At 61.7% G+C, this 24051-nt stretch carries 26 protein-coding genes; 12 read left to right on the forward strand and 14 right to left on the reverse strand.

The genetic code is table 11. The features are described from left to right. Positions 1-75: 75 nt before the first annotated feature. Positions 76-1533 (reverse strand): DEAD/DEAH box helicase, encoded by a 1458-nt coding sequence (locus MQW79_RS07950; RefSeq protein ID WP_476587857.1) that lies wholly within the window; start codon positions 1531-1533, stop codon positions 76-78. Between the two features lie 535 nt (positions 1534-2068). On the opposite strand from MQW79_RS07950, the gene MQW79_RS07955 reads away from it, so the two are divergent. Then, a complete protein-coding gene (locus MQW79_RS07955) occupies positions 2069-3016 on the forward strand; it encodes an ABC transporter substrate-binding protein (protein WP_476587858.1) in 948 nt (315 codons plus the stop codon). 162 nt (positions 3017-3178) lie between these two features. On the opposite strand, the gene MQW79_RS07960 is transcribed toward MQW79_RS07955, so the two are convergent. From MQW79_RS07960 to MQW79_RS07970, 3 genes are all read right to left on the reverse strand, one after another. After that, complete coding sequence (locus MQW79_RS07960; protein WP_476587859.1) at positions 3179-3970, reverse strand: molybdopterin-dependent oxidoreductase; 792 nt, start codon at positions 3968-3970, stop codon at positions 3179-3181. Next, positions 3967-4815: a cytochrome b/b6 domain-containing protein gene (locus tag MQW79_RS07965; RefSeq protein ID WP_476587861.1), complete on the reverse strand. Its 849-nt coding sequence runs from the start codon at positions 4813-4815 to the stop codon at positions 3967-3969. The genes MQW79_RS07960 and MQW79_RS07965 overlap by 4 nt, the downstream gene beginning before the upstream one ends. An 83-nt stretch (positions 4816-4898) precedes the next feature. Beyond that, entirely contained in the window at positions 4899-5201 is a 303-nt protein-coding gene (locus MQW79_RS07970) for a hypothetical protein (RefSeq protein ID WP_476587862.1), read from the reverse strand. A 158-nt stretch (positions 5202-5359) separates the two neighbouring features. On the opposite strand from MQW79_RS07970, the gene MQW79_RS07975 reads away from it, so the two are divergent. Both MQW79_RS07975 and MQW79_RS07980 read left to right on the forward strand, forming a co-directional pair. Continuing rightward, positions 5360-5911: a sigma-70 family RNA polymerase sigma factor gene (locus MQW79_RS07975; RefSeq protein ID WP_476587864.1), complete on the forward strand. Its 552-nt coding sequence runs from the start codon at positions 5360-5362 to the stop codon at positions 5909-5911. Next, complete coding sequence (locus tag MQW79_RS07980) at positions 5908-6546, forward strand: NrsF family protein (protein ID WP_476587865.1); 639 nt, start codon at positions 5908-5910, stop codon at positions 6544-6546. Before MQW79_RS07975 ends, MQW79_RS07980 begins: the two co-directional genes overlap by 4 nt. A 142-nt stretch (positions 6547-6688) precedes the next feature. On the opposite strand, the gene MQW79_RS07985 is transcribed toward MQW79_RS07980, so the two are convergent. The 3 genes from MQW79_RS07985 to MQW79_RS07995 all read right to left on the reverse strand — a co-directional run bounded on the left by MQW79_RS07985 (position 6689) and on the right by MQW79_RS07995 (position 8495). Beyond that, positions 6689-7339, reverse strand: a complete 651-nt coding sequence (locus MQW79_RS07985) for a ThuA domain-containing protein (protein WP_476587866.1) — start codon at positions 7337-7339, stop codon at positions 6689-6691. Positions 7340-7401: 62 nt separating this feature from the next. Beyond that, positions 7402-8037: a class I SAM-dependent methyltransferase gene (locus tag MQW79_RS07990; RefSeq protein WP_476587867.1), complete on the reverse strand. Its 636-nt coding sequence runs from the start codon at positions 8035-8037 to the stop codon at positions 7402-7404. Then, positions 8034-8495, reverse strand: a complete 462-nt coding sequence (locus tag MQW79_RS07995) for a GtrA family protein (RefSeq protein ID WP_476587869.1) — start codon at positions 8493-8495, stop codon at positions 8034-8036. Before MQW79_RS07995 ends, MQW79_RS07990 begins: the two co-directional genes overlap by 4 nt. Positions 8496-8728: 233 nt before the next feature. Between MQW79_RS07995 and MQW79_RS08000 the strand changes: the two genes are divergently transcribed. Continuing rightward, positions 8729-10336 (forward strand): bifunctional metallophosphatase/5'-nucleotidase, encoded by a 1608-nt coding sequence (locus MQW79_RS08000; protein ID WP_476587870.1) that lies wholly within the window; start codon positions 8729-8731, stop codon positions 10334-10336. 66 nt (positions 10337-10402) lie between these two features. Here the strand turns inward: MQW79_RS08000 and MQW79_RS08005 are convergent, their stop codons facing one another. Then, entirely contained in the window at positions 10403-10654 is a 252-nt protein-coding gene (locus MQW79_RS08005; protein ID WP_476587872.1) for a GlsB/YeaQ/YmgE family stress response membrane protein, read from the reverse strand. 140 nt (positions 10655-10794) lie between these two features. On the opposite strand from MQW79_RS08005, the gene MQW79_RS08010 reads away from it, so the two are divergent. The 3 genes from MQW79_RS08010 (at position 10795) to MQW79_RS08020 (ending at position 12137) form a co-directional block, all read left to right on the forward strand. Then, entirely contained in the window at positions 10795-11190 is a 396-nt protein-coding gene (locus MQW79_RS08010; RefSeq protein WP_476587873.1) for a hypothetical protein, read from the forward strand. Between the two features lie 44 nt (positions 11191-11234). Further along, positions 11235-11387 (forward strand): hypothetical protein, encoded by a 153-nt coding sequence (locus MQW79_RS08015; protein ID WP_476587874.1) that lies wholly within the window; start codon positions 11235-11237, stop codon positions 11385-11387. Positions 11388-11540: 153 nt separating this feature from the next. Then, entirely contained in the window at positions 11541-12137 is a 597-nt protein-coding gene (locus tag MQW79_RS08020) for a hypothetical protein (protein ID WP_476587875.1), read from the forward strand. A gap of 73 nt (positions 12138-12210) precedes the next feature. Here MQW79_RS08020 and MQW79_RS08025 read toward each other — a convergent pair whose 3' ends face one another. From MQW79_RS08025 to MQW79_RS08050, 6 genes are all read right to left on the reverse strand, one after another. After that, a complete protein-coding gene (locus tag MQW79_RS08025; RefSeq protein ID WP_476587877.1) occupies positions 12211-13254 on the reverse strand; it encodes a Gfo/Idh/MocA family protein in 1044 nt (347 codons plus the stop codon). Between the two features lie 170 nt (positions 13255-13424). After that, positions 13425-14213, reverse strand: coding sequence for a ThuA domain-containing protein (locus MQW79_RS08030; protein WP_476587878.1), 789 nt, complete (start codon positions 14211-14213; stop codon positions 13425-13427). 161 nt (positions 14214-14374) lie between these two features. Further along, positions 14375-15379, reverse strand: a complete 1005-nt coding sequence (locus MQW79_RS08035) for an ABC transporter ATP-binding protein (protein ID WP_476587879.1) — start codon at positions 15377-15379, stop codon at positions 14375-14377. Positions 15380-15391: 12 nt separating this feature from the next. After that, a complete protein-coding gene (locus MQW79_RS08040; protein ID WP_476587880.1) occupies positions 15392-16237 on the reverse strand; it encodes a carbohydrate ABC transporter permease in 846 nt (281 codons plus the stop codon). Beyond that, positions 16237-17115 carry a carbohydrate ABC transporter permease gene (locus MQW79_RS08045; RefSeq protein ID WP_476588203.1) on the reverse strand — a complete coding sequence of 293 codons (879 nt, stop codon included), beginning with the start codon at positions 17113-17115 and terminating at the stop codon, positions 16237-16239. The genes MQW79_RS08040 and MQW79_RS08045 overlap by 1 nt, the downstream gene beginning before the upstream one ends. Before the next feature lie 201 nt (positions 17116-17316). Beyond that, entirely contained in the window at positions 17317-18585 is a 1269-nt protein-coding gene (locus MQW79_RS08050; protein WP_476587881.1) for an ABC transporter substrate-binding protein, read from the reverse strand. A 487-nt stretch (positions 18586-19072) separates the two neighbouring features. Here MQW79_RS08050 and MQW79_RS08055 point away from each other — a divergent pair, with 487 nt between their 5' ends. From MQW79_RS08055 to MQW79_RS08075, 5 genes are all read left to right on the forward strand, one after another. Beyond that, positions 19073-20092, forward strand: a complete 1020-nt coding sequence (locus MQW79_RS08055) for a LacI family DNA-binding transcriptional regulator (RefSeq protein ID WP_476587882.1) — start codon at positions 19073-19075, stop codon at positions 20090-20092. Between the two features lie 125 nt (positions 20093-20217). Beyond that, positions 20218-21330, forward strand: a complete 1113-nt coding sequence (locus tag MQW79_RS08060) for an ABC transporter substrate-binding protein (RefSeq protein ID WP_476587883.1) — start codon at positions 20218-20220, stop codon at positions 21328-21330. Between the two features lie 47 nt (positions 21331-21377). Then, positions 21378-22271, forward strand: a complete 894-nt coding sequence (locus MQW79_RS08065; protein WP_476587884.1) for an ABC transporter permease — start codon at positions 21378-21380, stop codon at positions 22269-22271. Beyond that, on the forward strand, positions 22268-23059 hold the full coding sequence (locus MQW79_RS08070) for an ABC transporter permease (protein WP_476587886.1): 792 nt from the start codon (positions 22268-22270) through the stop codon (positions 23057-23059). Before MQW79_RS08065 ends, MQW79_RS08070 begins: the two co-directional genes overlap by 4 nt. Before the next feature lie 3 nt (positions 23060-23062). Then, complete coding sequence (locus MQW79_RS08075) at positions 23063-24049, forward strand: ABC transporter ATP-binding protein (RefSeq protein ID WP_476587887.1); 987 nt, start codon at positions 23063-23065, stop codon at positions 24047-24049. Positions 24050-24051 lie beyond the last annotated feature (2 nt).

A 24051-nucleotide genomic window follows, 5' to 3' on the forward strand; every position in this document is an offset into this window, starting at 1 on the left:
TCCTCAAATGCAGATGGGCGACCCGAGGGCCGCCCATCTTCTAGACTGATTTGCGCTGAAGCTTCAGCAAAACACTTACGCGCTGGCAGCGCTGCGCTTGGCGCGGCCAGCATCGCGCTGGCCCTTGGACCAGCGCTGCTTGCCGCCCTTGCCGTTGGCAGGCTTGGCGCCGACCACCTTGCCCGTTTCCGGATCACGGCGGACATGCTTGACCTGCCCGGTGCCGCTACGCTCCCCATCCGCCGCCGCATGGGCTGCGCCACCGCGACCGCGTTCGCCGCCCGGACGGGGCGTGTTGAACTTGCGCGGATTGGGCTTGGGGTTGCGCGCCGTGCGGACGCCGGCCGGAGCGCCCGGCGAATTGCGGGCACCGCGCGGTGCCGGCGCTTCTTCGACGAGGTTGACGTCGCCAGAAACCGGCAGCGTGCGGCGGATCAGTCGCTCCACATCGCGCAGCTTGCTCTTCTCGGTGCCGTCACACAGGGTGATGGCGATGCCCGAAGCGCCGTTGCGGCCTGTACGGCCAATACGGTGCACATAGTTTTCCGGATCGTCGGGCAATTCATAGTTGACCACGTGAGTGATGTCCTTGACGTCGATGCCGCGCGCCGCAATGTCGGTCGCGACCAGAATGCGCACCGAACCATTGGCGAAGCCCTTGAGCGCGGCCTGCCGGGCATTCTGGCTCTTGTTGCCGTGGATGGCCGCAGCCTCATGCCCATCGATGGCCAGGTTCTTGGCCACGCGGTCGGCGCCATGCTTGGTGCGCGAGAAGATGATGACGCGCTCCATGCCTTCCTTCTCATCGGCGAGCAGGTCGTTGAGCACGCCACGCTTGGCCTTGGCGCCCGACATGATCACGCGCTGGTCGATCTTGACCACGGTGGAACCCTGCGGAGCGGCCTCGACCTTGATCGGGTCCTTCAGCAGCGTCTTGGCAAGGTCTTCCACTTCCGCGGCCATGGTGGCCGAGAACAGCATGGTCTGGCGCTTGAGGCCGATTTGCTTGGCGATGGCGCGCACCGGGGCGATGAAACCCATGTCGAGCATGCGGTCGGCTTCGTCCAGCACCAGCCAGCGCGTTTCATTGAGGCGGATCTTGTTGTCGTCGAGCAGATCCTTGAGGCGGCCCGGTGTGGCCACGACCACGTCGACACCCTTGGCGATCTTCTGCACCTGGTGGTAGCGCGACACGCCGCCCAGCACGAGCACGGTATCGAGCTTCATCTTGGAGCCGGCGAACTTGCGCAGGTTCTCTTCGATCTGCACGGCCAGTTCACGCGTCGGCGCCAGGATCAGCGCGCGCGTGGTCATCGGGCGCGGACGCCCGGTCAGGGTCAGCAGACCCGCGAGGATCGGAAGGCCGAAGGCCGCCGTCTTGCCCGAGCCGGTCTGGGCAATACCCAGCATGTCCCGGCCTTCGAGGAGCTTGGGGATGGCCTGGGTCTGGATTTTGGTGGGCTCGGTGAAGCCGCCGGCAGTCAGGCTGTCGGTGATGAGGGCGGGCAGGCCGAGCGAAGTGAAATCGGACAAACTGTTGTCTTTCCTGTTGCGCGAAATCGCGCAGGCGCCATCCCGTAACGCGGGTGGCGCGTGTCAATAAATGCAATCGGGCGATAGGAGTATCGCGCGGGTGCTGGCTCAAACCCGGACCGATCGCCACTGGGCAATTCTGGTATCCGGGCTGACTTCGCCGCTCACCGCAGAAGCAAGAAGAGAAGTCCATCGGCGGCCATTCTGCCGCGACGTGACGCTCATATGGGGGAAGTTTCAAAAAAACGCAAGTTTATCCGTCGCATGGCTGCCCCTCGCCTCTTCCCGACACACTCCACGCTTGATCCCTCCCCACACGGGCGCGGGAAACGATGCACACTGGCGAGGAAAGCTGCGCGTGGGCCGGTGCTCCTTCACTCCCTCCCCGTACGGGAGGGTAGCGCCGCTAGGTCGTCAGGCCTTAGCGGAGCTAGGGTGGGGGTAGCTCCTCCCCCTCCGTCAGGGGGAGGCCGGGTGGGGGTTCGAAAGTGCACGAGGCCTTGCCACTAGCCCGGCAACAATGCGACCAAGCCCCATGCTCCGCACCATCCTCATCACCGCCGCCATCGCCCTCGCAACCCCCGCCCTCTCGGCCGAGTGGACCTATACCGACGGCGCCGGCAGCAGGGTCACGCTGCCCGAAACGCCCACCCGCATCGTCGCCCATTCCAGCGTCGCTGCCGCCCTTCTCTCCTACGGCATCCGGCCGGTCGGCATCTTCCTCGACGGGCAGCCCTCGCGCGACCAGAGCCTCGACGGCATGGACATTTCCGGTATACCGATCGTCTCGCGGGGCTGGTTCGACATCGACGCAGAGGCCGTGCTCAATCTCGACCCCGATCTCATCGTCACCGAATATTCGCTCACCGAGCACATTTATCAGGGCGGCACCCACGAGGACGCCATCCAGACCCGGCTCGCGGAAATCGCCCCAATTATCGGCATTCCCCGCTCGACCTCGATCCTCGACATTCTCGAAACCTACGAGACCTTTGCCGAAAGCCTCGGCGCCAACACGGACACGCCTGCCCTCGCCGCCGACCGCGCCGCGCTCGACGCCGCCGTCACCGGCCTGAAGGCAGCCCTTGCCGAAAAGCCCGGCCTCTCGGTCATCGCCGTCTCACCCGGCAGCCAGAACATTTCGATTGCCGTCCCGGCCCTGTTCGGCGAACTCAACGACCTCGCCGCCTGGGGGCTGCCGCTGGTCTCGCCGCCAGCCGATCCCGGCACCAGCTATCTCACGGTCAGCTGGGAGCAGGCCGATCAATATCAGGCCGACATCATGCTGCTCGACGACCGCTGGGAACAATCCGCCCTCGAAACCATGGTCGCCCACCCCATTGGCCGTCGTCTCGCCGCTGTCGAGGCCGGCCAGACCGGCGACTGGCCCTCCGAATGGATCCGGACTTATGGCAGCTACGCGAATGAGATCGAGGAACTGACCGAACTCATCGAGCGCAGCGATGCGGGACTGGTGGAATAGCGAGCCTTCCCCTCATCCGGCGCTGCGCGCCACCTTCTCCCCAATGGGGAGAAGAATGCTCCCGCGCACACCCTTATTCCTCTCCCCATCGGGGAGAGGTGGGTCGGCGAAGCCGACTCGGTGAGGGGGATGCCAGGTCAGCCGCGGGGGGAATGGCGGAGCTCAAATCCCGCCATACCAATCGTACCCATTGTCCTCCCAATACCCACCCTTCCCCTGCCCGAACGGCTTGAGGTCATCCACCAGTTCGATCGTGTGCAGATATTTGGGCTGCTTATAGCCCAGCGCCCGCTCGATCCTCAAACGGATCGGCGCCCCATTGCTGACCGGCAGCATCTGATCATTGAGCCCATAGGAGAGAATGGTCTGCGGATGATAGGCGTCCACCAGGTCAGAGCTCGTATAGTAGAGAATGTCGCCAGAGAGGGTGCGCTGGATATTGTCGTAGCAGTGGTAGACGCAATAGCGCGCACCCGGCTTCACCCCGGCCTGGTCGAGCACCGGGCCCAGCGCCGTGCCGGTCCATTTTGCAATGCAGCTCCAGCCTTCCACGCAGTCGTGCCTGGTGATCTGCGTCCGCGCCGGCATGTTGCGCAGCTCGGCCAGCGAGAAGCTCACTTCCTTTTCCACCATGCCCTTGATGGTCAGCCGATAGGGCTCGAAGTTCATGCCCCGCAGGAACATGTATTCCGGCGTCGTCGGCTCCGTTGATCCATTGGGCTTCATGCCCTGCCGGATTTCACTTTCGGCATATTCGCGGGCAAGGACCTGGTCGCCGATCAGCGCGCGTTGAGCCTGATAGGTCAGCACATTGGCACTCTCCATGGCTGCGCGCACCGGGTTGCCGCGCTGCCCGAGGAAGTCGAACTGATTGCAGCCGCTGAGCGCCAGCGATGACCCAAGCGCGGCCGAGCCGATGAGAAATTTGCGGCGGTTGACGATCAGGCTGGTCATGGCCGGTCTCCCTGTTCGCTTTGCGTCAGCGGACTGGTGCGATACCAGCCCGTTATCATCGAGCGCAGCTCGTTGAGCGGCCCGGCCAGGAGCACCATGATGATGTGGACGATGAAGAACAGCACCAGCAGAACCATGACCACGAAATGAATGGTGCGCGCCGTCTGTCGCCCGCCAAAAATGTCGAGCAGCCACGGCCAGGCCGCATCCATGCCCGGGCTCATGGTCAGTCCCGTGAGAATGATCAGCGGAAACAGCACGAAGAAGACCGTGAAGTAACTGAGCTTCTGCAAAGGCGAGTAACGCCGTCCGTGATGCAGGCGGAACCGCGCATGATCGAGCGCATCCTTCGGCAGCCCCGCAAGATCGGCGCCGCCAGGCACGATGTCGCGCCTGAGATGCCCGTTGATGAAACTGGCGAGGAACCACACAAACAAAGCCGCGACAAACACCCAGCCGAAGAAGAAATGCACCACCCGGCCGGTGGCGAGATCGCGATAGGAGGGAATGGTGACAGCGCCCGGAAAGCCGGTGAAAACAGGTTGCTCGGCCGAACCACTCATGCCCAGCACGCCCGTCGTATCGAATGTCTGACCAAAGACCGTCGTGCGCCCGCGTGGACCCTGTGGCGTATTGACCGCCCCGATCTCGAGCACGGCATTCTCGAACTCAAAGCCCGATTGCTGGCCGATATAGAGCGCCGGATGCGCATTGAATATCTGCAGCCCAGAGAGCAGCAGAAAGAACAGGCAGATCGCCCAGGTCCAATGGGTGACCCGCGTCCAGATCGACTGCCGGTAGACCAGGGGCCCCTGCACCGGGGGCAATCCCTCTTGCTCTGTCATACTCTCCCCCTCGGCCGGTCAGGTGACCATCTGCCTGTTAGCAACGGTAGCGCATTCGGCAGATGGTCGTCATCACGTCGATGTTATGGCTTGGGCGCCATGGCGTCGCCACCCATCATCGCGTCGCCGCCCATGGCGTCGCCGCCATTGTGCAGGGTGTGGCAGGCCATTTCGGCCACGTTGGCGACTTCTGGAAACGTGATCGCCTTGGCCTGCTCCACGCAGAGCGCCAGGTCCTCGTCGCTCATCATCGGCGCCATGGCATCCATGGCCATGCCATCCGTGGACATGCTGTTGGTGGCCATTGCGTCCTGCGCCAGGGCGCTATTGGCGGCCACCAGCATCAGCGCGGTCGCCGCGCACAGAGTAATGGATTTGACGAACATGACAGTCTCCCTTGTACGACCGCGGCCCCTGCCCCGGTACTGCCCAGCCATTCGCCGCCGTACTCGTTTCAGTTACCTCTTCACGCAGCCGTGATGCCTGCTCGCTTTTTCGCTGCCGCCGTGTAACCTCTTGGCTTTCCGGCCCGAATGGAGAACCAATGCAGGCGGACGGCACCGAACAGCGGCTGCGCGAGTTGATGCTCGCTTCGCTCGATGGCGATGCATCCGCCTATCGGGTGCTTCTGGCCGACCTGACGCGCTACCTGCGCCCCTGGTTTGCCCGGCGTCTCAGCGCTGCCCACGCCTCGCATGCGGAGGATCTTGTGCAGGAAACCCTCTTGGCCGTGCATTCGCGGCGCATGACCTATGATCGCTCCCGGCCCTTCACGGCCTGGCTGCACGCCATTGCCCACCACAAATTCGTCGATCATGTCCGCCGCCACGCCATTCGCCCCACTGTACCGCTCGATGACGACGCGCCGCTCTTTGCCAGCGATGACAGCGCCCATGCAGCCGACCGGCGCGATGTCGAGGCCGTGCTCGCCAATGTCCCTGATCGCACCGCCGATCTCATCCGCCAGACCAGGCTCGAAGGCGCTTCCGTTGCCGAGGCCGCGGCGCGCCACGGCATTTCCGAGACGGCGGCCAAGGTCTCCATCCATCGTGGGCTCAAGTCGTTGATGGCGCGCTTTGCCGGAGGCGGGAAATGACCGACGAACTCATCAGCCGCCTCAGCGCCGACCTCCAGCCCGTGCCGCCCCGCGCCCTCGAAAAGCGCATCTGGACCGCTCTTGCCCTCGGCGCGCTCGTCACCCTGCCCTATGCCTTTGTCGTGCTCGATCTCTGGCTCGGCCGCCCCTTCGTGCCGCTCATGGGCGAGCGCATGTTCTGGGTGAAATTCGTCTACACGCTGGCCTTCGCGCTGATCGGCCTTGCCGCTGTCCCGGCCTTGAGTCGTCCCGATGGCCGCATCCGCTGGCCGTTCATCCTCGCCGCCTTGATCCTGCTTCTGGGCCTTGGCCTCGGCACGATGCGCTGGATGGGTACTGATTTTGCCATGCCCGAATTGATGGGCGAAACCGCCATGGTCTGCCCCTGGCTGATCCCGCTCACCGGCCTGCCCATGCTCGCGGCCCTCTTCTGGGCCATGCGCCCGCTGGCGCCCCGCTCGCCGGCGATGGCTGGGCTGGCTGCCGGCCTCCTCGCCGGCGGCTTCGGCGCCTGGACTTATGCCTTTTTCTGCGGCGAAAGCGCCATGATGTTTATGGCGGTCTGGTACTCGCTCGGTATCGCCCTGACCGCGACTTTGGGCGCGCTGCTGGGCCGGCTGATGCTCAGGTGGTGAACGCGATGCATTCGCATCCACAGGGGCGCCCTCGGGCTTGACCCGAGGGCCACTCACCACATCGCGTTCGCCTCAGCCGGCCCTCGGGTCGAGCCCGAGGGCGGAGTGGTGTTTGGGAAAGTATGGGGAATGGGCCCTAACCCTACTCGTCCCGCGCCGCCCAGTTCATCCCACGGCGCATGATCGTCGCCATGTTGGAATTCTCGAATTCCTTGGCCTGGTGCCCCAGCGTCATGTGAAACACCTTGCCCTGGCCATGACGGCGCTTCCACACGACCGGCATCACCACGCCATCGATCCAGGACGCATGCTCGCCGGTAAAGGTCGTCGTTGCCAGCACCTCGTTGGAGGGGTCGACATGCATGTAATACTGCTCGGACTTGTAGGGGAAAGACGTTGGCAGCCCGGCCATGATCGGGTCATCCGGCTTGGTCACGTCCACCGTATAGTCGATGATATTGCCCGGATGGGCCACCCACTGGCCCCCCACCATGAACTGGTAGTCCACCGCCTCGCGAAAGGCGTCGCTCATGCCGCCATGGTGCCCGGCCAAGCCCACGCCGTTCTGTACCGCCTTGGTCAGGTTCTCCACCTCTTCCTTGGCAATCTTGCTCATCGTGAAGATCGGCACGATCAGCGACAGATCGGCGATGGACGGATCAGCAAAAGCGCTGGTCTCCGTGGCGGTGCGAACCGAATAGCCGTCCTCATGCAACCACCGGCGATAGATGGTGGCGCATTCCTCCGGGTCGTGACCTTCCCAGCCGCCATAGACGATCAAAGCACTGCGCATATGCGTTACCCCGCAAATCAAACGGCGCGGAGAATACTAGAGTGAACAGGTATTGAAAGCCGTCAGATGCGTTTGGCACCCTGCAATCTGGTCACGAAATGCAGCCGCCGCTCGAACACCCAGCTCAGCGGAGCCGGGTAAAGACCAATATTTTCAGTGCGTTGCCCCTCGATGAGCCCCGTTTTCAGAAACAGGTCCTGCCACTCGTCGGCATCGAGATAGTTGTATGGAAGCCGCACATCGTGGCCGCGATTGCCCACCCAGTCCATGGCCCGCAGCACCGGGCCGGCGAGCCACCCCTCGCGCAGATGGTCCTTGACCACGACGCCGACCCTGGCCACGCGCGCCGCCTCAGCGAGCACTGCCGCCGGGTCATCGGTGTGATGCAGCACATCGACAATGGTCACGTGGTCAAAGCTGCCATCGGCAAAGGGCAGAGCCACGCCATCATAAAGGGTGACCGGAATATGGGTCAGCGGTCGCTTCAGAACATCTGCGCCTTCGACCCTCAGGTCCGGTCGTCGCGCCATCAGCGCCACCGCCACCTGCCCATCGCCACATCCAAGGTCCAGCACATGGCCTTGTCCGGCCGGAATGGTGGATGCCAATGCATCGGCCAGGGCCGAAACCCGCCGTCGAAAAATCAGCGCGCCATGCACCGCATTGAGTGCCTGCTTGCCCCGATTGGTCTGGTTCATGCCGTCGCGGTCTCGAATGACCGCTCGAAGGCGAAGGCCCAGCTCCTGAGCACGACAAAGTTGATCCCCGAGGTCAGCGCCGTCACCAGCACCGCCGCCGGAAAACTGGGCAAGGCCAAGGTGCCGTGGAAAACGTAGCCAAAAAGCGTGGCCAGCAGCACGGCCATCATCTGCACCGCGACGTAGCGCGGCAGCGCCTGCCAATGCGACGCATCCGAGGCAAAAGTGAACCGGCGATGCAGCAGGTAGACTGGCACGACAAAGCCGGCATAGCAGGCCGAACTGACGATCCAGGCATCCGCCAAGGGCAGCAGGCCAACCATGAGAGTGGAGACGAGCACGTAGCAAAGCGCCGCCCCGCTACCGATCAAGACGAAGAAGATGATCCCCCCGCGCGACTGATCCGCAGGCTTCACTCCGGGTGGATCCCGCATCAGGCTTTCCAGGGCGGCACTCATGAACACTCGATCCGGCAACACCAATTTCACAACGACCATAGCGTCCAACTGTTGCAACCGTGTTTACATCCCCGGCGATCACAGTGTCATACAGCTGTCATATTTGACCAAAAGGTCCACTTTTCACTGTCATAATTCCCTGATTAACTGTTCCCGGCGCTGTCGGCTGGCCGCGAAACGCGTGTGCCGGCGATGGGAAACGTCGAATGCAATATGCAAAAGGGACAACAGGGATGAAGAATATTCTTCTGGGCGCTACCGCGCTCACGCTATGCGCAGGTTTCTCGACTGCGGCTCACGCCGACTACACGTTGAACATCCTGCACATCAACGACTTCCACTCCCGTTTCGGGCCAATCACCAGCTCCGATTCCAACTGCGATGCGGAAACCGATGCCGCCGGTGAATGTTTTGGTGGCGTTGCCCGCCTCAAGACCGCGATCGACACCGCCCGCGCCGCCGTCGAAGGCGAAAATGTCGTCCTCCTGGATGCCGGCGACCAGTTCCAGGGTTCCCTGTTCTACACCGAATACCGCAGCGAAATTATTTCCGAATTTGCCAACCTGCTTGGCATCGAGCTGATGGCTGTCGGCAACCATGAATTCGACGACGGGCCGGAAGAGCTGGCCAAGTTCATCGACGCAATCGAATTCCCGATCATCTCGGGCAATACCAATGTCACCAACGAGCCGCTGCTGGCAGGTAAGTTCGAGGGCACCCATGTGCTCGAAATCGGCGGCGAGAAGATCGGTTTCGTATCGGCCCTGGCCGAAGACACCGACGAAACCTCATCCCCCGGCGAAAATGTCGAATTCGAGGACACGATCACCAGCCTGCGCACCCAGGTCGACGCCCTGACCTCTGCCGGCGTCAACAAGATCATCGCCCTCACCCATGTCGGCTACGCCCAGGATCTGGAAATCGCCGCCAATGTCCCTGGCATCGACGTCATCGTCGGCGGCCACTCGCACACGCTTCTGTCCAATACCGACGAAGCGGCGGCAGGTCCCTACCCGACGCTGGTCAACAATCCCGATGGTAAGGAAGTCCCTGTCGTTACCGCCGGCGCATACGCCAAGTATCTGGGCGATCTCACGGTCACCTGGGACGATGAAGGCAATGTCATTTCCGCCGAAGGCGCGCCGATCCTTATCGATGCTTCGGTCGAACCCAATGCCGAATTCGCGGCGCTCCTGGCCGAACGCGAAGCCCCGCTGCAGGAACTGATGGCCGAAGTCATCGGCACCTCCACCGAGGCCATTGAAGGCAGCCGCGAAGTCTGCCGCGTCGAGGAATGCTCCATGGGCAACCTTGTTGCCGACGCCATGCTCGACCGCGTGGCCGACCAGGGCGCCACCATCGCCATCCAGAATGGCGGGGGCCTGCGCGCCTCCATCGACGCCGGTGAAATCACCATGGGTGAAGTGCTGACCGTCCTGCCCTTCTCCAACACGCTTGCCACTGTCGAAATCTCCGGCGCCGATGTGATCGATGCGCTCGAGAACGGCGTGTCCGACATCGAGAACGGTGCTGGTCGCTTCCCGCAGGTCGCGGGCCTCAAATACAGCTATACCCTGGCCAACCCCGCTGGCGAACGCATCAGCGATGTGCAGGTGCTGGTGGGGGGCGATGCCTGGGCCCCGATCGATGAAGAAGCCACCTACAAGATCGTCACCAACAACTACATGCGTGGCGGCGGCGACGGCTATGGCACCTTCGCCGAAGGCGACAATCCCTACGACTTCGGCCCGCCGCTGGAGCAGGTCCTGGCAGATTACATTGCCGAATTGGGTGGCGAATACACGCCCTATACCGATGGCCGCATCACCATCCTCGAGTAGGAGTCTGGTTTCCAGACAAGCGAAGGGCGCCCGCTGGGCGCCCTTTTTCTTTCCACTTTCCTCAGTTTACGCCCGGCGCGCCAACTGCCCCCAGGCCAGGAGGATAATCACCGCACCGACGATCGAGGCGATGAAACCCGCTCCGTCTCCGGGGCCGTACCAGCCGATGGCCTGACCGAGCCATGTCGCCACGACCGACCCGATGATCCCCAACACTGTGGTGAGGATGAAGCCCGAAGGCTTGTTGTCCCCCGGTGTAATCCATTTGGCGATCAGTCCGGCGAAAAAGCCGATGACAATGGCCCAGATAATACTCATGCCGACGCTCCTGTTGTTTTGCAGGATAAGTTGGAATGGGTCCGGTGGGTTGCAATACGAGCCACCTATTTTGAGCCGCCCGCAGGATTGATTGAACCGTCCCTCATCGGACCCGTTGGGCCATCAATGAGGAGAGGTCAATGAAAATCCCCATGATTGCCACTGTCCTGCTCGGCCTGGCTCTACCCGCCAATGCCCAGGAAATTAATCCCGCCATTGAAGGTGATGGAGCACAGGTCCAGAGTCTGGATTTGTTGGACAGCGCCGTTTCGGTCGGCGTCGAAAGCTCTGGTTCCATGTCCCTCGGTCGCGACGACGACCACGTCGGGGGCAACGCAGCTGTGACGATCAACGACGTCAGCATCGATCTCGGAGCGCCCTCCGGTCCGGTAGGCGACAAGGCGTCATCACGAAATGTTCCCGCCCAGCCTCCCGACGGGCTCGCTCCTGCAGCTGGTATCCCCGGCCCGGCACGCGGAGGTACCGTATCCGGTCAGCCCTGTTCCGCACACTCCCTCATCACCTCAATGAGCTGACACGAGCTCTCGATCGCGGTCTTCCGATTCTCTCCCGGCAGGCCATGTGTACACTCCCCCGCGGCCACGCTCTGGCGCTTGCTACGGAGCCTCGACTGATCCAGTGGCTGGCGCGCGCCGGCATTGACCCAGTCGATATGGTTTCGATCACGATCAATAACGACGCCGTGATCGTGGACCATGCCATGACACGCTAAAGCCCCGCCGCACCCGAGTTTTCTCCGCAATATTCTTGCAGCAAGATCCGCGATCACGCTTTAATTTGCGACGGAACGATCCAGTTTCAATTGGATTATCTCCTCGAACCTTTCGAGGTTTAATAAAAAAAATCAATCTTGGAGTATAAGACAATGCGTTATATCCAGAAAATTCTACTGACTTCTGTTGCTGCACTGACTTTGACTTCTGCTGCTGCTATTGCGCAGGACAGCGAGGACAACAATCTCCTCAACGATACCATTGACGGGGTAACAGATACGCTGGACAGCACCGTCGACACCCTGAACGATACCGTCGACTCTACTGTTGATGGCGTTGATTCTGCCGTTGGAGGCGTGACCAATTCCGGCGATGTCGGCGGAGACGCCTCGGGTTCGGTGGGGGATGTGACCAACTCGGTAGGCGATACTGGTAACATCAGCGATGTTGCCGATTTCGACGAATTGCTCTCGATGATCGAGGCCGGTAATGCCGATGTCAGCGACATTTCTGATGTGGGTAATGTTGATGTCGTCGATGTCGCAGATATCGCAAATTTCGACGCCAATGCCCTGAACGACGCGCTCAATGGCAATGCCAGCAACATCACCGCCCTTCAGGATGCCATCAATGGCAATGAAGCCCTGACCGGCTTCTTGAGCGGCAACGCAATCGACGTGTCCGACGTGATTGCGCTGAGCAATGACCAGGATGGCTCGGTGGTGATCTACACCAACAGCCAGGACTAACGCCCGGCTTCGGTTGGACGCAAAAAAGCCGGACCCTTTGGGTCCGGCTTTTTGTTTGCGCGGAAGGTCCGGCCTACACCCGATGCTCGGCCCGCTCGCGGTCCGTCACTGTCGCCAGGTCAAGCACCTTCTGGATATTGGTGGCATGGCGGAAGCTTGGTTCGAGATTCTGGCCTGCCCGGCAGGCATCAACGAAGCGCTGATAATTGGTCGGCACCGCATCGACCGGCACTTCGGTCCAGGTACCGGTTTCGATATCGTCGCCAAGGCAGGTAAACAGCTTGCTCCAGTCATGACGGTGCTGCACTTCCACCGAGCCCTTTTCGCCGTAGATCCTGAGGCGCAACTCGTTGAAGTGGCCGGTTGCCCAGCGCGTCGCATGGATCACGCCCAGCGCGCCGTTTTCGAGCTGCGCCGTCATGGCGAAGCTGTCATTGGCGTCGAGGTCATATTCGCCGATGCGGTTGTTCTCGGCTTTTTCGAAAGTGTGCAGGCGACAGAACACATCGGAAAAATCGCTGCCCGCGCCATAGGCCGCAAAGTCGAGGATATGCACGCCGATATCACCGAGCACGCCGTTGGATCCGTGCTTCTTGGACAGGCGCCACAGCCACTGGCTTTCCGTGCGCCAGTCGCCCCAGGCCTTGCTGACCAGCCAGCTCTGTAGATAGCTCGCCTCGAAATGCTTGACTGTGCCCACCTGCCCGGACTGCACGATTTCGCGTGCCTTCTGGAGCTGCGACACGTTGCGATATGTAAGGTTGACCATATTGACCAGGCCAAGCCGCTCGGCCGCCTCGGTCATTTCCATGGCGCGCGCATGATCCGTTGCCAGCGGCTTTTCGCAGAACACATGCTTGCCCGCAGCCAGCGCCGCCATGGTCGTGGGATAGTGTACGCTGTCGGGCGTCACATTGGCTACGGCGTCGAATTCGCCCCAAGCCAGGGCCGCATCGAGCGAGCCAAAGCCGCGCTCGATATTGTGCGCGGCACAGAACGCCTCGACCCGCGCCGGATCGACGTCGACACCACCCGCCAGGGTCACGCCCTCGATGGCCGAAAAATGCTTGGCATGAGTATTGGCCATGCCACCGGTTCCCAGAATGAGGATCCGCATGTTCTTATTCCCTGGGCCTTGGCCCGTTTTTAATGCCGGGTCGCCTGCGCAAGACTGCGATCGACGCCCCGGCTTTTTCTTCGTTGTTCATCGGCCACGTTTAGTGGCGTTTTTCCGTTCATCCGACGGGTCCGGGACCCAGGCCGGGAAATGCCGGCCTGGATGCGTGACTATTCTTTCACTTGCCCCGCATGGTCAGCCGAACTGAGCTTGGCCCCACGCTCTTCGATCTTCTCGATCGCCTCACCCACCGGCGTATTCGGCGCCTTCATCAAATGCGCGTGCCGGTCGCCGTTACAGGCCCAGTTGACGGCGTTGCGGAGCACGAGGCCCACATTGGCATCGTGGTAGGTCGGATAGGTTTCATGGCCGGGGCGGAAGTAGAAGATATTGCCGGCGCCACGACGATAGGTCAGGCCCGAGCGGAACACCTCACCCCCTTGAAACCACGACACAAAAACGGTTTCCAACGGCTCCGGGACGCTGAAGGGCTCGCCATACATTTCTTCATATTCGAGCTCGAAATACGGCCCGAGCCCCTTGGCGATGGGATGGCCCGGATTGACCACCCACAGACGCTCGCGCTCGCCGGCTTCGCGCCAGTGCAGGTTGGCCGGGGAGCCCATCAAGCCCTTGAAAACCTTGGAGTGATGGCCAGAATGCAGCACGATCAGCCCCATGCCCTGCCAGACATGTTCCATGACGCGCTTGACGACGACATCGTCGACCTTGTCATGCGCTGCGTGGCCCCACCAGATCAGCACGTCGGTATTGGCAAGCGCCTCTTCGGTGCAACCATGTTCGGGATCCTGCAGCGTCGTGGTCTTGACCGACAGATTGCTGTCTTCGGACAACAATTTGGCAATCTGGTTGTGCATACCGTTCGGGTAGTTTTCGGCAACCACCTTGTTCTTCTGCTCGTGGACGTTTTCGCCCCAGACCAGGGTACGGATCGGCATAGTAAGTCTCCTGCTAGAGCGGCAAGGGGGAGGAATGCCGCTGTTTACACTTCGCTTCGTCCTTGCGAAAGCGCGAACCTGCTCGCGCAACAGGTTCCCGGTCAGGACGAATGTGCTGGAAAAAGGGGCGACCAGATGGCCGCCGCCTGATCGTGATGGGCTTAGCGGATCGGGGTGCCCGCTTCGTTGAACCGATGGACCTTGTCTGCCAGCGGCGAGACGCGGAGCACGGTGCCGCTCTGATATTCCGCCGCCCCCTCGATCCGCACCACAACCGGCTCTTCCTGGCCCATTTCGAGATAGACATAGGTGTCGGCGCCCAGGTTTTCGGTATGAATCACCGTCCCCTCCCAGATGCCATCAGGCTTGATTTCCAAATGCTCGCCGCGCACACCCAGCGTGGTGCAGGTGAAGGCGGTGGCCTTGTCGCCGGCGATGAAATTCATCTTCGGGGACCCGATGAAGCCGGCTACGAATAAGCTGTCCGGTTTCTCGTAGAGTTCCATGGGCGTGCCCACCTGCTCCACCAGCCCATCGCGCAACACGCAGATGCGGTCGGCCAGCGTCATGGCCTCCACCTGGTCGTGCGTCACATAGATCATGGTCGTGTCGTGCATGCCCTCATGGAGTTTGGCGATCTCGATGCGCGTGGCCACGCGCAGGGCCGCGTCGAGGTTGGAGAGCGGCTCGTCGAACAGGAAGACCTTGGGATCGCGGGTAATGGCGCGACCGATGGCAACGCGCTGGCGCTGGCCGCCCGACAGCTGCTTGGGCAGGCGATCCAGATACTGACGGATCTGCAGCATGTCCGCGGCCTTCTCGACGCGCTTGCGGATTTCTTCCTTGTCCTTGCCCTTTTCGAGCGTCAGACCGAAGGCCATGTTCTCGTAGACCGTCATATGCGGGTAGAGGGCATAGGACTGGAACACCATGGCAATGCCGCGCTTGGACGGGGCCAGCGTGTTGACCACCTTGCCATCAAACAGCATTTCGCCCGACGTGATGTCCTCAAGGCCCGAAATCAGGCGCAGGAGGGTGGACTTGCCGCAGCCCGAGGGGCCGACAAAGACCATGAACTCGCCCTTGCGCACTTCCAGGTCTACGCCCTTGATGACCTCGACCATGCCAAAGGCTTTGCGGACGTTGCGAAGTTCAATCGCAGCCATTTTTGTTTCTCCTTAGCCTTTGACGCCGCCGGCAGTCAGACCAGATACAATCTTGCGTTGGAAAACGAGCACGAGGATCACCAGCGGCACGGTGACGATCACCGACGCAGCCATGATATTGCCCCAAGGGATTTCATATTGCGTACTGCCCGAGAGCAGCGCGATGGCCACAGGCACAGTGCGGGTCTCGTTGCTCGAGGTGAAGGTCAGCGCAAACAGGAACTCGTTCCAGGCGCCGATAAAAGCGAGCAGACCCGTCGTCACCAGCGCCGGCCACATCAGCGGCATGAACACACGCGTGATGATCACCCAGGGCGATGCGCCGTCGACAATGGCCGCTTCCTCGATTTCTACCGGCAGGTCGCGCATGAACGTTGTCAGCACCCAGACTGTGAAGGGCAGCGTGAAGATCGTGTAGGAGAAGATCAGCGCCCAGGGCGTATTGTAGATGCCCATGAAGCGGATCAGCTCGAACAGGCCGGCCAGCACTGCCATCTGCGGGAACATAGAAATCCCGAGAATAGTCATCAGCAGGAGGCCCCGGCCGCGGAACCGAACGCGGCTCAGCGCAAAGCTGGCGGTGATGGCGATGAACAGGGCCAATAGCACCGTAACCGATGACACGAAGATCGAGTTCAAGAGGTTGCGCGGGAAGCTGCCGGTATTGAGCACGTTCCAGTAATTGTTCAGAGAGAAAGAGGTTGGCCAGTAATTGACCTGGAACAGCGCCGTGCCGGATTTGAAGCTGGTCAGCACCGCGTAATAGAACGGGAAGACGCTGACCACCACGATGACGGCCACCAAAAGGTAGAACAGCACCCACTTGGTGAATTTCCAAAGATCGAATGACGCGGTCATCAGCGGTCTCCCCCGTCGAACCGTACGCGCCCGAGCCAGATATAGAGGATGGTCAGGGCCGCAATGATCAGGAACAGCAAGGTCGACATGGCCGAGCCATAGGCGAACTTGTCGAAGTCGAAGAGATTCTCACGCGCCAGCACGCTCATCGTCTTGGTCGCTGCGCTATTGGGCGTCAGCACATAGATGAGGTCGAAGATGCGCAGCGCGTCGAGCAGGCGGAAGATGATCGCCACCATCAGCGCCGGCCGCACCAGCGGCAGCGTGATCTTGAAGAACTGCTTGACCGGGTGGACGCCGTCGATCTCGGCAGCCTCGTAGATGTCCTTGGGGATCATCTGCAGCCCGGCCAGGATCAGCAGTGCCATGAAGGGCGTGGTCTTCCAGATATCCACGATCAGCACGGCCGTCATCGCTGTATCGGGCGAAGCGGTCCAGGCGACCTTCTCGCTCAGCAGTCCCAGACGCATACCCAGGTCGTTGAGAATGCCGAACTGGTCGTTGAGCATCCAGCCCCACATGCGGGCGGAGACGATGGTGGGGATAGCCCATGGGATCAGAATGGCAGCGCGAACAATACCGCGCCCGCGGAATTCCGCATTGAGCACCAGCGCCACGATCATGCCCAGGACAGTCTCCCAAAGCACTGACCAGAACGCGAAGCGCACGGTATTCCACACCGCATTCCACCAGGCCGGGTCGACCAGCAGGCCGCGCCAACGGATACTTCCGCTACTCTCAAGCACCTGCCAGCGCAGGTAATTGCCAAAACCAATCCACTCGGCGCCTTCCAGATCGTTCAGCGACGCATCGGTGAAGGAAAACCAGATCGAGCGCAGCAGCGGCCAGCCAGCCACAATGGCCAGGGCAATCAGCATGGGGATCAGGAACAGCCTGGCCGCCTGAGCGCGTTGCTGCGTCAGCTCCGATCTGATCCCACGTCTCGGCACGACTGAAGTCGCACCCATTGTCTCGGTCGCCATCCGGTATTCTCCCCGACGCTCCTGATTCTTTATTGCGCGAAGCGGACGGCGGGAAATTTCCTGCCGCCCGCTTCGCATTCGGGCCCCTGGGAGGACTTACCAGGCGTCGCCCTTGAGGTCGGTCAGGTCGGCTTCGAGAATTTCGAGATTCTCGGCGGCCGAGCCGTTGCCCGACAGGGTGTCATGCACGGCGCTCCAGAACAGCGAGGACACCTCGTTGTAGGAAGCCTGAGTCGGGGCGGACGGACGCGGCACCGCGTTCTGGAAGATTTCCTTCCAGTTCGGGATGATCGGCTGTTGCGCAGCGATATCGGCGTCGTCATAGAGCGCCTCGATCGTGGGCAGGTTGGACTGCATCAGCGCGCGTTCCTTCTGCACTTCAGCCGAAGCCAGGTAGAGCGCCAGTTCGATGGCAGCGTCCGGATCGGGCGAGTACTTGGAAACGGCGACGTTCCAGCCGCCCAGGGTTGCAGCCGAACGCGCATCCGGGCCTTCGCCAGCCGGGAGCGGGGCGACGTCGAACTTGCCGGCGATCGGCGAGTCGGCGCCATTGCCCAGCGAGTAGGCATAGGGCCAGTTGCGGTGGAACACGGCATTGCCCAGCTGCCACACGCCGCGGCTTTCTTCTTCCATATAGGCCAGGTTGCCTTCAGGAGAGATGGTGCCGACCCAGCCAGCAACCATGTCGATAGCCATGGCGGCCTGTTCGTTGTTGACCGAGATCGTCCCATCGGGCTCGACGATCTGGCCGCCGCCAAAGGACTTGATCCATTCTAGAGCATTACAGGTCAGGCCTTCATAGGCATTGCCCTGGAACAGGAAGCCCCACATCTCCGAATTGCCTTCGGCGCGTTCGGCATCCATGATTTCCTTGGCGGTCGCCTCGAGCTCGGCCCAGGTGGTCGGGACTTCCTTGCTGTACTTTTCCAGCAGGTCCTTGCGGTAGTAGAGCGCCGGGGCGTCGGTGAAGGCCGGAAGGGCAACCAGCTTGCCGTTCACGGTCTGCGACTCGATGATCGAGGGGAAGTGCTCGCCCACGACATCGGCGGCGGCTTCGCTGAGGTCCAGGAACTGGTCCGCCAGCTGTGGAGCCCAGATCACGTCGGTCTGGTAGACGTCGATGTCAGTATTGCCCGCTGCCAGCCACAATCTGTACTGGCCGAACTGGTCGGTCGTGGACGAGGGCATCGGAACGATGGTCACGGTGTGACCGGTATCGGCCTCGAACTTGTCGAGCTGGCCGCGCAGGAATTCGAGGCCCGTGCCGGTGTCGCCAGACACGATGGACAGCTCGGCCGCCTGGGCCACACCGGCCACCAGCGTCACGCTCGCCATCATCGAAACGAGCAGCGTCTTCAACTTCATTGGAAATCCTCCCGAAAAAACTGTCACGGGAGAGGTGTGCACAATGGTTCTGCGCCAAGGCGACAGACCAAGATTCCTCCCCCTTCAAAAGCGCTTTGTGGAACCGGTATTCAGTTTCGTTTTAAAGCGCTTTGGACGATAAAGAACCAGAGCCCCGAAAAACTGTCAAGCGGCGCTCCAGGGGATTTTTAGACATTTTCCGCATGATCGAGATTTAATGTCGTAATTTCATTTACTTATCAAAGCACACCAACACCAATCGTTAAAATTCCTATTTCCTGGGATGACGTACGCACCTCATCGACTTGAAACGATTTCCGCCTCTTGCATCAAAATTTGAAATCGCTTTGAATGGGTTTGGGAGGAGAATGGCGGTAAGCCCTGTTCAAACGGCGCCGCCTGCCCTAATGGCTGATACGACCGGTTTTTCGCGCCCCTGCGTCAGCGGAGCGCCGGCGCGTCACACCATTCGGGCCGCATCGCCGCTATGAGACTGAAAGACCTCGCTGAGCATCTCGGCCTGTCGCAAACCACGGTGAGCCGTGCCCTCAACGGCTATCCGGAAGTTAATGAGGCCACGCGCCGCCGGGTTGCCGAGGCAGCCAACCAGCTTGGCTATCGCCCAAATGCCAGCGCCCTGCGCCTGGCCACGGGACGCGCGGGCGCCATTGGCCTCGTGCTACGTGGCGCCGACGAGCTGGGCCCGCACATGTCCGAATTTCTTTCGGGCGTCGGTAGTTACATGGCCGGCCAGGAAATCGACATGCTGGTCTCTACCGTCGGAAGCCACCAGGAGGAACTGGCCGCCTATCGACGTTTGGCAGCCAGCCAGAAGGTCGACGCCGTCATTCTGCATTCACCCACGGTCAGCGACGAGCGGGCCGAGCTGCTGACAGACCTGAAAATCCCGTTCGTGCTGCATGGCCGCACCAATATCGGCCGTCCTGTCGCTTGGCTCGATATCGACAATACCAGCGCTCTCGAACGTGCCACCAGCCATCTGCTCGATCTGGGCCATCGCCGTATTGCCCTGCTCAATGGCGTCAAGGGCCGTACCTTCGCCGAACATCGCGAGATCGGCTATCGCGCCGCCCTGACGGCACGCGGGGTGCCTGCCGATCCGGCCCTGCTCAGCAATTCCGCCTTTACCGACGAAATCGCCTTCCGGCTAGCCCAGGCCATGCTGGAGCTGAGGCCGAGGCCCACCGCCTTCCTCGCCGGCTCGATGATGACCGCGCTTGGGGTTTTCCGCGCCATCCGCCAGGCAGGACTACAGCTCGGCACCGACGTCTCCATGATCGCTCATGACGACGTCTTCCCCTATCTCAATGCCGACAACATGTACCCCTCCATGTCGACGACCCGCTCGTCCATCCGGCAGGCAGGCAGCCGCATAGCCGAGCTGATCACCCAGATACTCGCCGGCAAGGCGCAGTCCGACGTCCACGAACTCTGGCCCGTCGAACTCGTCCTGCGCGAAAGTTCAGGGCCTGCCCCGCGCGGCTAGGACGCGTGCCTGATCAGTGTCGCCTTGGTGTCATCAATCCGTTATCGGAGTGACATGACCGCCCTCTAATCCGCTGCCGTCAGGCGCTTTCCCGGCGCCCGATCGACATCAGAGGGATTTCCCACATGACGAATTTCAAGTCCGCACTGACCACCTCGGTTTCGCTGCTGACCGTGCTGAGCCTTGCCGCTCCGGTTTTTGCCCAGACCGACCTCGACGCCCTTTACGAAGCCGCCAAGGCCGAGGGCATGCTGACCACCATCGCCCTGCCCCATTCCTGGTGCGGCTATGGCAAGGTCATCGAAGGCTTCAAGGCCAAGTATCCGGGCATCACCGTCAATGAACTGAACCCCGATGCGGGTTCGGCCGACGAGCTGGAAGCCGTCCGCGCCAATATCGGCAATACCGGCCCGCAGGCTCCCGACGTCCTCGATATCGGCCTCGCCTTTGGCCCGCAGGCCAAGGAAGAAGGCCTCCTCCAGCCCTACAAGGTCTCGACCTGGGACGAAATCCCGGATGATGCCAAGGACGAGGAAGGCTATTGGTACGGCGACTACTACGGCGCCATGGCCATGCTGGTGAACACCGATCTCGTCACCACACTGCCCTCCGACTGGTCCGACCTGACCAATCCGGAATATGCCAATGCCGTCGCCCTCGCCGGTGATCCGCGTGCTTCGGCCCAGGCCATCCAGTCCGTCTATGCCGCTGGCCTCGCCCAGACCGGTTCGGACGAAGGCGCGGCCCAGGCCGGCCTCGACTTCTTCAAGGGCGTCAACGACGCCGGCAACTTTGTTCCTGTCATCGGCAAGGCCGCCTCGGTTGCCCAGGGCACCACGCCAATCCTCATCGCCTGGGACTACAACCTGCTCGCCTGGCGCGACAGCTTTGAAGGCAATCCGCAGGCCGAGATCATCGTCCCGGCTAGCGGCGTCGTTGCCGGCGTCTATGTGCAGGCCATCTCGGCCCATGCGCCGCACCCGAACGCTGCCAAGCTCTGGATGGAATACCTCTATTCCGACGAAGGTCAGCTCGGCTGGCTCGAAGGCTACTGCCACCCGATCCGTTTCAACGCCTTGGCCGAAGCCGGCAAGATCCCGCAGGAAATGCTCGACGCCCTGCCGCCCGCCGAAGCCTATGCCAAGGCCGTGTTCCCGACCATCGAGCAGCAGAACGCCGCCAAGGAAGTGATCACTGCCGGTTGGGACTCCACCGTCGGCGCCAACATTTCCGAGTAACGCTCTCGGGGCTCGCCTGAGGCGGGCCCCTCCTCTTTGGGCGAGCCATGACCGACACCGCCATCCCTGTTGCCGCGACCACCAGCCGCCCCCAGCGCCGCCTGTCCTTCGAATGGCTGGGCGTGGCGCCCTTTGTTCTCTTCGCCGTGATGTTCCTTGTCCTGCCCACGCTCTATCTCGTGGGCGCCGCCTTTGTCGGCCGCGACGGCGCTTTCACCCTTGAGAATATCGGCGGCCTATTCACCGAGCAGATTCTCGCCGCGTACTGGATTTCCATCCGCATTTCCGGTGTCTCCGCCATACTTGGCGCGCTGATCGGTCTTGCCATCGCCCTCGCAATCATCCGCGGCCGTCTGCCCGATGGCCTGCGCTCGGCGGTCATGACCTTTTCCGGGGTCGCCTCCAACTTTGCCGGCGTGCCACTGGCCTTTGCCTTCATCGCGACACTTGGACGGCTGGGCCTTGTCACGATTATTCTGAAAACCGTCTTCGACATCGACATCTATAGGGCCGGCTTCAACATCCTGTCCTTCTGGGGCCTTACCCTGACCTATCTCTACTTCCAGATCCCCCTGATGATCCTGATGATCGCCCCGGCCATCGACGGGCTGAAGAAGGAATGGAGCGAAGCCGCACAGACCCTGGGCGCGACGTCGCTTCAGTTCTGGCGCTATGTCGGCTTCCCCATCCTCTGGCCCAGCTTCTTGGGCACGCTGAGCCTCTTGTTCGCCAATGCCTTCGGCGCCATCGCCACAGCCTATGCGCTGACCGGCTCCTCGCTCAACATCGTGCCCATCCTGCTCTATGCGCAGATCCGGGGCGATGCCCTGCAAAATCCCGGCCTCGGCGCGGCCCTGGCTTTGGGAATGATCGTCATTACTGCCACCGCGAACATCATCTACCTCGTCATCTCGGCCCGATCAGAAAGGTGGATGCGATGAAATCCAACAGGTTCTGGGCCTGGCTGGTCTTTGCACTGGGCGCCGCCTATTTCCTCGTGCCGCTGATCGCCACCTTCGAGTTCTCGCTCAAGATGCGGCGTGGGTATTATAGCTTCGACAGCTATGTCTCGGTCTTCTCCGATCCCGGTTTCCAGGCGACCTTCCTCTATTCGACACTGATCGGAGCCCTCGCCATCGTCGTTGGCGTGTTCGTCGTGGTGCCGGCAGTCTATTTCGTGCGTCTGCGCCTGCCGCATCTCCGGCCCCTGATGGAATTCATCACCCTGCTGCCGCTGATCATTCCGGCTATCGTGCTCGTTTACGGCTATATCCGCCTCTACAACTCCTCCTCGATCATCCCCTTCACCGGCTCGGCGCTCGGGACCGATATCCTTCTCATCTGCGCCTATGTCACCCTGGCGCTGCCCTACATGTATCGCGCCGTCGATACCGGTATGCGCGCCATCGACATCAAGACCCTCACCGAAGCTGCGCAGATCATGGGTGCCGAAACGCCCCACATCATCGCGTCAGTCATCCTGCCCAATATCCTCGTAGCCGTGCTCTCTGGCGCCTTCCTGACCTTCGCTATCGTCATCGGCGAATTCACCATCACCAGCCTGCTCAACCGGCCGGGTTTCGGGCCATACCTGCAGATCGTCGGCGCCAATCGCGCCTACGAACCCTCGGCCCTCGCCATTATCTCCTTCATCATCACCTGGGGGGCCATGGGCATGATCCAGCTCCTGGCGCGCTTTGCGCCACGCACCGCCGCCCGTACGGATTGAATCATGAGCGACCAGCACTTCCTTCGCGTCGACAACCTCTCCAAGGCCTATGGCAGCAATCAGGTGGTCAAGGGCGTCAGCTTCGGCTTTGCCAAGGGCGAGTTCATCTCGCTGCTCGGCCCCTCGGGCTGCGGCAAGACCACGATCCTCAGGATGATCGCCGGCTTTGAGATTTCCAGCGGCGGCACCATCCATGTCGATGGCAAGGAAATCTCCGGCCTGAAGCCTAACCAGCGCCAGCTTGGCATGGTCTTTCAGGCCTACGCGCTCTTCCCCAATCTCACAGTGGGCGACAACATCGCCTTCGGCCTCAAGGTGGCCGGTGTGCCGCGCGAAGAGCGCCGCGCTCGTGTCGAGGACATGCTCAATCTCATCGGCCTGCCCGGCTATGGGAAGCGCTTCCCCTACGAAATGTCAGGCGGCCAGCAGCAGCGTGTTGCCCTCGCCCGCGCCATTGCCCCGCGCCCGCGCCTGCTCCTGCTCGACGAACCGCTCTCGGCGCTCGACGCAAAAATTCGCATCTCCCTGCGAGAAGAAATCCGGTCGATCCAGCGCGAGCTGGGCATCACCACGGTCTTCGTGACGCATGACCAAGAAGAGGCCCTATCCATTTCCGATCGCATCGTGGTGATGAATGCGGGCCATATCGAACAGCTCGGCACGCCGCACGAAATCTACAACAAGCCAGCTACCCGCTTTGCCGCAACCTTTGTGGGCCATCTCAACGCCTTGCCGGCTGCCACCTTCGGCCCCGACCGCGCCATCCGCCCCGAACTGATCTCGCTGGCGCCGCGCCCCGAAACCGACACGGCGCTCAGCGGCACTGTCTCAGATATTGGCTTCATGGGCTCGGTTCTGCGCCTCAAGGTCGATGTCGACGGCTCTCTCCTCAGCATCGACACATTCAACGCCAATGTCGTCCCGCCTCAGCGCGGTGATGGCGTCACCCTGCATCTGGCGTCGCGCGACGTTCTCACCCTCGGCGCCTGATC

The sequence above is a fragment of the Devosia sp. Micro-HW1 genome (assembly GCF_056341075.1).